Origin of the sequence: Photorhabdus sp. HUG-39, assembly GCF_963878365.1 — a bacterium.
Classification (GTDB): domain Bacteria; phylum Pseudomonadota; class Gammaproteobacteria; order Enterobacterales; family Enterobacteriaceae; genus Photorhabdus; species Photorhabdus kayaii.
The window spans coordinates 13,014-25,099 of sequence record NZ_CAWNWY010000019.1 but is presented as its reverse complement, the minus strand read 5'-3'; the positions used below and the strand labels follow the sequence as shown (position 1 = coordinate 25,099).

Genomic DNA, 12,086 nt, shown 5'->3' with positions numbered 1-12,086 from the left:
TACCTTACAGAGTATTTAAAACTTAAGCTGTTTGTGATTTTTCTGGCTTATTATGCTTCGATATAATTTTTAATCAGGTGATTGTTTTGATTGATTTTAAATTTATTGTAAGTTAAATAAAGGGAAACTTAATGAAAGATGCTAACCTAAAGGATGCACTTCGTGCTGTAAGAGAGCGTTATGCAAGGAAAACTGCCATCGTATCGAATGGAGTGGTATATTCATATAGCGAGTTGAATAAATTAATCAAAATTTGTAAAAAGGCCATAGCACGTAGTGATACGACAGTTCTGATAAATGTCGATGATAGGCTGAAAGCAATAATTCTTATTTTGTCAGCAATTGATTGTGATGTAACTTTTATTCCTGTCGATAATGATCGGCCCGATTCATTTTTAAAAAATATCACAGATAACTTTGCTAAGATTCGTATAATCAATGACGTATGTCTGGAAACTGGTGAACTCTTTTTGCAAACTATAGAGCACCATGATCACACGGATTTGCCTAGGTGCTTAGGCGATGAGGGAGTGATGTCGATAATGTATACTTCAGGCTCCACTGGCAAACCAAAAGGTGTGTTGGTAAGGTCTAACTCCGTGTTTAATTTGCTGTATCGTCCTTCGTTCATCTCGCTCAGTGATGAAGATGTCGTTGCATCCTACTCCTCGTTATCATTCGATGCTTCAACGTTTGAAATTTTTAGCCCCTTATTAGCAGGTGGTACTCTAGTTTTGTTGGACAAAATGACAGTGCTTGACGAAGAGATGCTTGTCCAATTCATTGAACGATATAATATATCTTGCATGTGGATGACAGCTGGCTTGTTTAGGAATCACATGTTGTCAGGTTACTGTAGGGCGTTGACTAAGCTCAAACACCTGATTACTGGCGGGGATAGAGTCGACCACCAAGCCGCGGTTGCATTTCTTGAAAGTACATCTTTTACAAAGCTCTACCATGCTTATGGCCCCACCGAAAACACAGTGTTCACGACGATATCTGAGTTAAAACTCAGCAATATAAGAGAAGAGAAACGCCTTCCAATTGGAAAACTTGTACAAGGTGTCGACTACTTACTGTACGACGAAGATACTGGGCATTATCTTAAAACTGGAGTGGGTCATCTGTATGTCTCTGGAAAGGGACTCTCTGCCGGCTATCATAATAATCCTACCGAAACAAATAAGGCGTTCTGTACCATCGGCAACACCCGATATTACGATACGGGTGATGTCGTGGAATATACGGAGAATGGTGAATTTTACTTTTTAGGTCGGCAGGACCGCCAGGTTAAGTTAAATGGGCATCGAGTAGAACTCGATGATATTGAGAAAAATCTGGAGAATGATGAGCTGATAGTTAAAGCGTTATGCTTTATGTGGCAAGAGCACCTTGTTGCCTTGATAGAGAGCAAAAATAAAGAGTTTGAATTAGAGTCTCTGATATCACGAGCGCGTTCTCAACTGAGAGCCTATGCCATCCCCGACTTTTTTATCGAAAATAATGAATGGCCACTCAGTAAAAATAATAAAGTTGACACAAAGTATTTAATCAATAATACCATCAAGATATTGGAAAATCGTCAAAATAGATCTACTAGCAATTCGGTAAAAAGTATCGCCGAAGAGATACTAGGGAAATGTATTAATCATCGTAGCATCGGCTTATTTGATATTGGATTTGATTCTCTATCAATGCTCACATTAAGTCATAACCTAAGTAAATCATTTGATATAAAAATTACCTTACTTGACCTTTACTCTTCAGGGACATTGGAAGAAGTAGAAAATTTGGTTATGTCTAAAAAATAAAAATAGCCAGAAGCCAGTTCTATATTTCATGAGTTACTCACATCAACCTTTAGACCTTCGAATAACGATATCACTTCCTTTCGCTAACCAGTGATTTAGTGACTTTTGTCGTCGGCATATTCTTCTCAGACAATGAACGCAAGATATTTATTACTTCACCTATGAGCGTGTGGATTGACGTTACAAAAGCTATTTCATCTATCAAAAAAATAAATGCCTATTTCTATACGTCCGAGACGAGTAAATAGCAAAAACAATCAACTGATAAAAGGAGTCACATTATGCACAACTATAATGAAATTGAATTGAAAAACATTGAAATCGTGAAATCCCTGTACACGGATGTGTTTGATACTGGCAACTGTCCAGTGGTCAATAATTACTACCATGATGATGCAAAGTGTCATTTAAAAGGTAAAACACTGCTCGTTGAACAAATGAAAGGTGGGATGGCGGAGTTTGTCGAAAAGCACACATCGATTTCAACCTCGATTGAGTCGCTCTTTGCCGTCGGGGACCGTACCTATGCACGTTTGAATCGTCAGGCGACATTGAAAGGTGAAGAACGGGCTCGTGACATTGAAATTATGGTGGAGAAACGATTTGTTGACGGAAAAGTTGCCGAATTGTGGTTCATGGTTGATGACGAAATATACAGCAATATTTGGCTAAATCAGCTCTCAGCATAACCCCCAAAATCTGGGCATGGAGATCTCCCTTCATGCCTATTACATAGGTAAAAAGAAAATGGATATAGCAATTACTGGCTTCTCCTTTCGCCTTCCTGGTGCAGGTAACATTTTAGAATTAGAAGCGTTGTTGGAGTCAGGTCAAGATGCTCTTACCTTTCCTTCCTATACCCCTAACGACCGCGACGGTTGGGTCAGCCGGGCGGGCTATTTGACCGACGCTGATCAATTTGATTACGAGTTATTTGGCATTTCCCTTCGCGATAGCTATGTAATAGATCCTCAGCAGCGGATGTTCATTCAATGTGCATGGCGGGCTTTAGAACAGGCAGGTTATAACCCGAAGCGCTGTGAGCAGACTGTTGGTGTCTATTCCTCATCTTCTGACAGTCATTACCCTTCCTATCTCGCTGACAGCGAATTAGCGTTGGATAAATATGATCCCTTCGAGATAGAGATTGGCGCGAACAAAGAGCAGCAATCGTTGCGTTGTGCTTATTTATTTGATCTGAAAGGACCGGCAGTAGGCATCCAATCGGCATGTTCGAGTGGTTTGCTTTCTATCCATATGGCAATGCAAGGGATCGCAAGTGGTGATTGTGACATGGCTATCGCCGGTGGCGCCTGCCTCCCTTACCCACTCCATTCAGGTTATCAGTATCAGCCAGGTATGAACCTATCGCAAAGCGGCGTGCTGGCATCCTACTCTAGCAGTGCTGATGGCATGGTTCCGGGGTTTGGCTGCGTGGTGTTTGTCCTCAAGGCACTCGACAAAGCGCGCAATGATAAAGACACCATTTTCGGCGTGTTGTCGGCGAGTAGTATTAATAATGATGGTCGGGCTAAGTCTAGTTATATGGCGCCCTCCATTAAGGGTATTGCAAGAAACATTCAAAATGTACTGGCGAAATCTGCATTGGATGTCCATGAAATAGATTTTGTCGAAGGGCATGGCTCGGGCACCAAAATCGGTGATGTGTTAGAAACCGCAGCGTTGAAAAAAGCCTTTGAAAATAGTGGATTAGAGATTAACAGAATTGCATTGTCTTCGGTTAAAGCCAATGTTGGGCATCTTGACGTCGCAGCGGGTCATGCGGGTCTATTAAAGTCGGTGCTGCAAGTGTGGAACAGCAAGCTGTACCCTGCGGCCAATTTCTCAACACTCAATCCGAACTTGAATTTGGAGCTATCCCCCTTCTATATTCCAACGAAAGTCCATGAAAAAAATAACTTAACGGGGATAGTTAACTCATTGGGTATCGGTGGGACGAATTGCGCCATAGTGATTCGTAGTGAAGAGTTTCGTTTATCGGTGCTGCCGACGACATCGGAGCCAGTGGAAGTGCTGATTGGCGCAGAGAATGACGAGCGCCTGAAAACGTTGCTGCGCCAGTTGCAAGCGGAAATAAAAAGAGATCATCTGTCACTAGAAGATGTGACCTACACCTTAGCGAGACGTTCGATGGGGAAAGCGTGTATGGTGAAGTTTTCTGTTGAATCTCTCTCCGAACTCCATGAGCAAATCGCAGACTCAATTCGCTTAGGTATTGCCAGTCACCATTGGCCAATTTGTCTGAACGAGTACGTTGGAAAAGCAGTGTTAATTGAAGCAAGCGAAATCGATCCTGATTCTGTCGTGAAAGTCGAGTCCCACGCAATGATGCAGGAGAACGCCGAACTTGAAAAAAGGGACAGCGCCCGATCTGAACCGGCTGTTCGTCATGAAATCTTACGCACCATTTGGCTTGATAACTTGATGTTGAACGATGTTGAAGAGGAAGACAGTTTTTCAGATCTGGGCGGTCACTCGATACTAGCACTTTCGTTGGTCACGGACATTAACGCTGCTTTTGACCTCACTTTGACTTTAGATTGGGTGGAAAAATTTGACGTCTTCTCTGCACAACTGCAAGAACTTCAAAGGCTAACAAGCAGAACAAAGCAGTTTTCGTTAGTGAAACCTTTATTTTTTCCTGACCCCGCCAAACGAGCCACGCTTATCTTGATCCACGCTTCTATTTCAGGAGTGGAAATGTACAAAAATCTGTCGAAGAATATTTCTGATGTAACCGAAGTGATAGGGATAGATTCATATAATTTATACAACAAAAACAAAGTGGTTTCGATAGATAAACTCGCTGCCATCTATGCGGACGACATTTTGGGGCACGTAACAGATAAGACGACTCCAATCTTTATTGGAGGCTGGTCATTGGGCGGGTTATTGGCCAGGAAAATCACCGCTCTCTTGACGGGAAAACTACCAGTAAAGGGCAATATCTTATTAGATTCTGTCAAATATTCCCCTTGCAGCGCGCCACTGTTTTCGGATGAGAATCTGTCATATTTCATGGCCCTGGACCACTTTTCTAACACGCTTAGCTGTGACGACAGAGCGAGAGAAAATCTCAAAACAATATTTGAAATAGAAAGGCGTATGGTCAAGGACTTTCAAGATCCAGAGATCAATTTGCCAATACTTAATGTTGTCGCAACACGTTCTCTAACAAAGATAGAGAATGACAAGGTTTCGGCAACATTTGAGTCGTTGAAAAGGAACCACAATAACTGGCAAGTAAATGAATTGATGACGGTTCGCAATATTCACACTGACCATGTCGGGCTGGTTGCAGATTCAAATATCAATGAAGTGTCAAACTGTATTCGAGGATTCTTATATCAATATGTATAAACATATCATTTTATTTAAGTTTAGTGCGTCGCTGTCAACAACTGATGCACTGGACTTGCTTCGTCAGCTGGGTGAATTAAAAGCCAAGATACCCGAGATAAAAAAGTACAGCTATGGTCTCAATGACAGTGACAACCTCAATAATCAGGGTTATCAGTACGCCTTTGTAATGGAATTTGATTCAAAACAAGATCGGGACGCTTATCAAATCAACACACATCATCAAGCGTTTATCAATGAGAAACTCAATTCAGTTATCTCAGAGGCAATTGTCTTCGATATGGTTACAGCTTAGGGGGAATGATGGAACATAAAATTGCAGTTACAGGTATGTCAGGACTATTTCCAGAGGCCAGAGATTACAACGAATTTTGGGATAATCTTTGCAGCGGTCGAGTGTCATACCATGCATATACCGATGAAGAAGGGCACGTGAGATCTAAGGGAAGATGTCCCGATCCGGAAACATTCGATGCTCATCGCTATCGGCTTTCAGAAAAGGAAGCGATGGTTATGGACCCCCAAATAAGAAAATTCATTGAACTGATAGACTCGGCACTTATTGACGGCGATCACCTCGATCGTGGCGCGTTAGGTACTGTCGCGGTAATTGCTACACAAGGCAGCAACCATACTTACCATGATCAATTGCAAATAAACGTAACCAAAGGGCTCACCGAGCCGCCCAATGACCTACTCCTGAATCTGAACAAGGGCACGGACTTCATGGCCACTCGCGCTGCCCATATATTTAACTTTCAGGGACCGTGTTTCAATTTACAATCGGCGTGCTCGTCTTCACTGACAGCCATTGTTGAAGCCTGTTGGATGCTGCAAACAAAACGTTGTGATACCGTAATTTGCGGCGGAGTACATATCTCCTATCCTTTAGAAGTCGGATATAAGTATGAACCTGGATCGATCTATTCAAAAACGGGTGTGTGTCGACCATTTGATAATCATGCAGATGGTACTGTCTCTGCGGATGGGGGAGGCGTGGTTATCCTTAGGCGCCTTCAGGATGCCGAAAATAATGGGGATAATATCCACGCGGTTATCTCCAATGCGTTGAGCAACAATGATGGGTCCAAAAAAACCAGCTACGCCGCTCCCTCTGTGAATGGTCAACACCAACTGCTTGCTCAAGTGTATCGCTCTTCCAAGATAAACCCTCGCAACCTACAGTTCATCGAGTGTCACGCCACGGGGACGATAGTGGGCGATCCGCTGGAAGTTCAGGCCATCAGTCAATTAATGGACAGTTATGGGGTAGATCACGCTTTATCTCCGGTGGTTATTGGTTCTGTCAAAGGCAATATCGGGCATCTCTTTTGGGCGTCGGGGATCGCTTCCATGATCAAGTCAGTCCTGTCGCTTAAGCAAGGTATCTACCCAGGGACGTCAAATTTGACGCAACTTAATGAACTGCTTAGCGATACGGTGCAACATAATCTGTTGTATACAGCGGACAATGTTCCCTTAGATCCAGATAAGCCAGCCATCGCGGCAATCAGCTCTATGGGGGTTGGGGGCACGAATGCCCATCTTGTTATTGAGGGCTATAACACTGGACATCCTATGAAGCCTAAGAAGGCTGATAACAAGGGGGCTCAGAACAGCATCTACTCGTTCTTTACTCAGACCAAAAGCCCGGACGACTCCTCCCATGTCAGCAACCAAGTTAAGGAGAAAGACAGCATTCAACAGAACGTGTTGACCAAAGCGTCCTTATTACCCTATATACTGTCCTTCTATAAGCAGGTTCTCGGGGAAAGTGAGGTCAGCCCGGACAGTGACTACTTCGATCTTTACGGCGACTCTGTTACTGCAGTTGAGCTCATCGCCTTATTTAAATCTGAGCTTGGCATTGAAGTGACCTCAAAAAGCATCTATGACTATTCGACTCCCGAAGCATTAGCCAGTGCCATAGTCACAGCACAGTCGTCAAAGACAGGGCAAGAAGCGGATAGCCAACAGGCGAATAATCGTACGCGTCAGGATGGATTGCTTTCCCCATATCAGCAACGATTTTATTTGTTGGAAAAACTACAGCGCAGTGAGGCGAGCCAATACAATGTACCTTTGTGCTTTGAGATCCCAAAGGGCTTCCCAACAGAGCGGTTCACGCAAACTTTACATGAGATACTTACGCAGTTACCTCAGTTCAGCCAGCAATACAAAATAACGAGAGAGGGGCTTACGTTGGCGACCAGACGAGCGCAGTTGATTGAAATGACTGCGGTCGAGCTGACGCTGGAAAGTTCGCTGGAAGCGTCTTTAAAGGCAGCGTTTGAACAACGATTTGATTTGGAAAGTGGGGCTTTGTGCCGTGTGACGACTCTGACGCACAACGGACAGACATTCCTCACCCTCAACTTTCACCATATTGCGATAGATGGGATGGGTCTGCATAATTTACTGAACGCATTATCCGCTGTTAGTGAGGGGAGCTCAGCACTGAACAGGATATATATCCCCCAGCAAGCGGATCCGGAGATTTCGGATAGCAGTCGTTCATTCTGGCGAGATACGCTGAGTCATGTCCCACGCACGGTGTTATCGAGTGGCTCTAAAATTTCAGCAGGTTCAAAGGGATTGGCACCTGGTCTTCTTGTCTCCCAACTTTCTTCTGATCTGGTTGTTAGGGTTCAGAATGTGGCGCGTAGTCATAGAGTCACGCCGTTCGTCGTCTATTACGCTTTATTCAATTCTACGCTGGCAAATTTCCTGGATACCTCTGTTGTATGTACGGGCACGACACTCGCCAACAGAACAGAATCAGATAGAGAAGCCATTGACTGTCGAATTAATAATATTCCTGTTGTAGTGAATTGTGGAACGGGACCGATTCGCGCGATCCTAAGTGAGACTGACCGAGCATTAAAAACCTGTATGCCTCATGCTCATGTGCCGCTAGATGTGATTTCGTCATTAGCTACAAGTCAAGGTCAAGGACTGTATGACATTCTCTTTATGTATCAGAACCAAAATAGAGGGAACCTCTTAAGATACCGAAAATTCTCTATTCCTGAGTATGCCACTCGATATCAACCAGTCTATTGCAATTTAACGGTCAACCTGGTGCCAGAACAGGAGGGGTTAGCCATCGAAATGATGTTCAACCAGACGAATTATCCCAAGGAGATTGTGGCGAGTTTTATGTCGATGTTTCTGTCCAATATAAACAATTATTTACTAAATCCAGAAAGCCAAAACTGAACGGAGGGATGATGAATTCTACATTTATTCAAAAATTTGAGTCCTCTGCGGAAATGTTGCCTAACAACATTGCACTCATTACAGCAAACCATTCAATGACCTATTCTCAGCTGCATCAAATGGCAAAACGTATTGCTGTGGGTATTCATACTGCAATGAGTGACGATGTGGAGGGTATAGTGCTCTGTTTGCAGAGAAATGAGTCGCTCATAGCAACAATTTTGGCGTGTCATTATCTTGGTATACCTTATATCCCCGTTGATCCCAGAACGGCCAAAGAGAAAATAAACCACATCCTCTCTCAATCTCGTTATTTGTACATCAGTAATGTGCAGAAGAGTGCATGTCAGAAAACGTATTGTGTTACTGAGATCCTGAATGCTGGCTCGCAGTTTGATGGAGAAACGATGGCGCGTCCATCTAAAGAGGCCTACCGTATCTATACGTCAGGCTCGACAGGAGAGCCTAAAGGAGTGATGGTCAGTCATGTTGGGTGTTCCAACTTAATTGAGTATTTTTGCTCGTTGCTGGAATCTAAGCCAGAACACACTTGGTTATCTTCAACCTCAATCTCATTTGATATTTTCTTCCTGGAATATGCGGCCCCTCTGTCTAGCGGCGGGACGTTGATCTTACTGGCGGATAACCAGATTGCTTCACCGCAGCAGGTGGCGAGTCAATTGATACACTGGTCTCCTTCAGTCTATCAAGCCACGCCTTCTATGTTTAAAGGGCTTCTGGCTTATCTGGATAAGAGTTGGCGCTTCCAAAACGTTCTGGTAGGGGGAGAAGCGTTGTCGCAACAATTGTCCTCTTTACTATTTGAAAAAAGTGACTGGCTGTGCAACGTCTATGGTCCGACAGAAACAACGGTATGGTCCAGCGCGCATGTAATTAAACAAGCTGGTGATATGCGTATTGGGCAACCGATACGTCATACCCAGCTGTTAGTATTGAATGAGCAGCAACAAATGTGTAAATCAGGAGAGTTGGGACGCATTCATATTGGTGGAGACGGTTTGTCTATGGGCTATTTTAATAACCCTGAACTTACAGCGAGAAAATTCATTGAGGTGTGCATCGGCGGGCAGATCCAAACGCTATACGATACAGATGACATTGGGTATGTTGATGATGAGGGAATTGTCAATTTTCTCCATAGGGATGGGGGATTCATTAAGAATAATGGACATCGAATTGAACCTAGTGAAATAACGGATGCCTTTGAATCGATAGAGGGTGTCACTGGCTCCGCTGTAATTCAAATTAATGACGAAAGTTTAGACTCTTCAAAATTGATCGGATGGGTTGAATGCTCTCATATAACGGAGACGATGCTAAGGTCAGAGCTAGAGTCTAAATTGAGCTACTACTTGATCCCTCATCATATTTTCACTACCCCAAAACTGCCTTACACACTGAGCGGTAAAGTGGACTCAAACACGCTTGAAGCGATGAGCTTAGTGCAACTGACGAAACCCGCATCAGGCGTCGACACTGCTCCTGCGGGGCTGTGCCCCGAACTCTCTTCCCATCCGGCGGGTAAGATCTTGGGTCGATACTTGGATATCACTCTGATGTCAAAGGACGACAACTTTTTTGAACAAGGGTTAACGTCCATGCAAGCTATCTCTCTTCATATCGATATGCTCGACCTTTACCCCAACTTAGAGTTACATGAACTCTTCGAACGACCATCTTTCCAGACACTTATCGCTGAGCTTGAATCCGCGTAATTGTTACCCTCCTTGGTAATCTTTACCGCTTTTATGGTGTTTACGGCGACTCGAACCATTGCAGCATCTTAATATGTGAATCCAAGGCTACATTTTATTGTTCGTTAAGAAATTGTTTTATAAATAAGGTGATAATTTTGATATCTGAACATATTAAAAGATTATATACTAATCGATTGAAAACCAATTATGATTATTTTTATGAAGAAATTCCGGATTCTCTCGATGAGATATTTAAAACTGCAAGAAATATAGTAGAGCATTATAAAGGTATAAATAAATATCGGATAAGCCCTGAAAGATATCGAGATATTGATATAAGTCAACCTAATATTATACTTGAGAGATTGTATCAAGCTGATGTTACGTCACTAATGAGTCCGATTTCTTTTGAAAATAAGCTGATCGGTCACTGCTTGACCATATCAATTGTTGCACTTGATATTATGCGGTATAAAAAAATTCCATCGAGAATGAGGTATGCATATTGCACTTACTTTATCGAAGATATATTTCCTGAACAAATATTGATTGAATATTGGTGCTTTGATAGAAAAGAGTGGATTTTGGGTGATCCGTCCATAAACCAAGCAATACTTGACTATAATGGTATTTCTGAACGCTTTAATTTTTTTGATGTCGATAAAACACACTCCCAACCTGTCTATTTGGTCTGGAATAGATTGAGAAAAGGAGAACTGGATTTTAATATGTACCGTGGCATTAATAACGTTGATGACCATAATGATGTATTAAAGGAAGTAGCTCGAATTCTTATTAATGATTTAGCAATGATTAATAACTTAGTATTATCTGTTTATGACTATGTTATATCCCCTTATGAATCCGGCAACTTGAGTGATAGCTTATACTGTTTTTTAGATGAAGTTTCGGAAAAAATGATGGATTCCCAGCATTGTCTTATTAGTTATGATGACTCTAATCCCATAATGTGTAAACCGCGAGCGGTTATTCGAAAAAGTATATTTCAGAAAAGTGAACAATGCTTCAACGTATAGTCTTTCTTGACCCTGCTGTGCTTTAATAGGGGAAGTAAGCCAGAATCCCAGATTTTTCCATCACCCTAACTTCAGATCTGCGATAAGCTCATCCAGATCAATGAGTTTATTGCTGCTTTGAAAAGTGTAATGGCCATTTCAGCAAAATGTGCCACCAAGCTACCGGTGATATCCGGATGAGCACTTCAAGCGCTTTGGTATTACCCTGTGCTTCAAACTTCTGCTGCAATCGTGACAGGATGGCCGAGTTGTAATAAATGATCGCATTGGCGATCAATCGGCCGCACTGGTTGCTGATTTCGATTTCAATGTCAGTTTTTCCGGTTAATTCCTTCTTTCCACCCACTCTGGCAACGGCTGATCGTAACTGGTGATAAGGCTCAACCCGATTCTGGGAACGGTGTACGTTTCGCTTATTATGTGAATCCAAGAGGTAAAATTTACTTTTCATTTAAATAACTCCTAACTAATCTAAACCCAACATCTGGCATCACGTATCCTGAACTATGGTTATCACAATTGGACAAGCTGTTTGAATGGGAAAGATAACTTCCACCACAAAAATAATACAATTTAACTTTACCAAGCTCATAACTATCATAGACCCATTCAGAAACATTTCCACTCATATCGTATAAACCTAAGTCGTTTGGAGATAATTTACCTACAACCTGTGTTCCAAAATTACTTGTATTAAACTCTGGATACCACGCCACCTTCTTAGAATCATTGCTCCCAGAGTGATAGTACTGTCATTCCGCAGCTATATCTGTAATATACTGATTTAAAATCGTTTGTATAAAATTTATGCATTTATTAATTCTTAATTAAAACAACAAATTATGAATGCGGTGCGGAATGTCGGATAGTATCCATATCTTCCTAATCGTAAGGCAGGTTTTCCCCCCCTTGCTCTG

Annotated in this window: 7 protein-coding genes and 2 pseudogenes; 7 read left to right on the top strand and 2 right to left on the bottom strand. The window is 42.4% G+C overall.

The features are described 5' to 3' along the window. The first annotated feature begins 131 nt into the window (after positions 1-131). From AAC155_RS13485 to AAC155_RS13455, 7 genes are all read left to right on the top strand, one after another. Positions 132-1,814: a non-ribosomal peptide synthetase gene (locus tag AAC155_RS13485; RefSeq protein WP_113042749.1), complete on the top strand. Its 1,683-nt coding sequence runs from the start codon at positions 132-134 to the stop codon at positions 1,812-1,814. 281 nt (positions 1,815-2,095) lie between these two features. Then, the gene (locus AAC155_RS13480) at positions 2,096-2,503 is read left to right on the top strand and encodes an ester cyclase (RefSeq protein ID WP_113042747.1); all 408 of its coding nucleotides are present in this window, start codon (positions 2,096-2,098) and stop codon (positions 2,501-2,503) included. A 58-nt stretch (positions 2,504-2,561) separates the two neighbouring features. Then, on the top strand, positions 2,562-5,195 hold the full coding sequence (locus AAC155_RS13475) for a polyketide synthase (RefSeq protein WP_158536571.1): 2,634 nt from the start codon (positions 2,562-2,564) through the stop codon (positions 5,193-5,195). Further along, the gene (locus AAC155_RS13470) at positions 5,188-5,490 is read left to right on the top strand and encodes a Dabb family protein (protein WP_158536570.1); all 303 of its coding nucleotides are present in this window, start codon (positions 5,188-5,190) and stop codon (positions 5,488-5,490) included. Before AAC155_RS13475 ends, AAC155_RS13470 begins: the two co-directional genes overlap by 8 nt. An 8-nt stretch (positions 5,491-5,498) precedes the next feature. Beyond that, positions 5,499-8,414 carry a beta-ketoacyl synthase N-terminal-like domain-containing protein gene (locus tag AAC155_RS13465; RefSeq protein WP_158536569.1) on the top strand — a complete coding sequence of 972 codons (2,916 nt, stop codon included), beginning with the start codon at positions 5,499-5,501 and terminating at the stop codon, positions 8,412-8,414. An 11-nt stretch (positions 8,415-8,425) separates the two neighbouring features. After that, the gene (locus AAC155_RS13460; protein WP_158536568.1) at positions 8,426-10,150 is read left to right on the top strand and encodes an AMP-binding protein; all 1,725 of its coding nucleotides are present in this window, start codon (positions 8,426-8,428) and stop codon (positions 10,148-10,150) included. Positions 10,151-10,287: 137 nt separating this feature from the next. Continuing rightward, positions 10,288-11,169 (top strand): hypothetical protein, encoded by an 882-nt coding sequence (locus tag AAC155_RS13455; protein WP_113042738.1) that lies wholly within the window; start codon positions 10,288-10,290, stop codon positions 11,167-11,169. A gap of 60 nt (positions 11,170-11,229) precedes the next feature. On the opposite strand, the pseudogene AAC155_RS13450 reads toward AAC155_RS13455, so the two are convergent. After that, positions 11,230-11,605: pseudogene (locus AAC155_RS13450) on the bottom strand (Tn3 family transposase); the annotation flags it as partial. 4 nt (positions 11,606-11,609) lie between these two features. After that, positions 11,610-11,918, bottom strand: a pseudogene (locus AAC155_RS13445) (formylglycine-generating enzyme family protein); the annotation flags it as partial. Positions 11,919-12,086: the final 168 nt, after the last annotated feature.

Excerpts from the sequence above, each read along its gene's own strand:
- AAC155_RS13485 (WP_113042749.1), top strand. The coding sequence starts at position 132 with ATGAAAGATGCTAACCTAAAGGATGCACTTCGTGCTGTAAGAGAGCGT.
- AAC155_RS13480 (WP_113042747.1), top strand. The coding sequence starts at position 2,096 with ATGCACAACTATAATGAAATTGAATTGAAAAACATTGAAATCGTGAAA.
- AAC155_RS13475 (WP_158536571.1), top strand. The coding sequence starts at position 2,562 with ATGGATATAGCAATTACTGGCTTCTCCTTTCGCCTTCCTGGTGCAGGT.
- AAC155_RS13470 (WP_158536570.1), top strand. The coding sequence starts at position 5,188 with ATGTATAAACATATCATTTTATTTAAGTTTAGTGCGTCGCTGTCAACA.
- AAC155_RS13465 (WP_158536569.1), top strand. The coding sequence starts at position 5,499 with ATGGAACATAAAATTGCAGTTACAGGTATGTCAGGACTATTTCCAGAG.
- AAC155_RS13460 (WP_158536568.1), top strand. The coding sequence starts at position 8,426 with ATGAATTCTACATTTATTCAAAAATTTGAGTCCTCTGCGGAAATGTTG.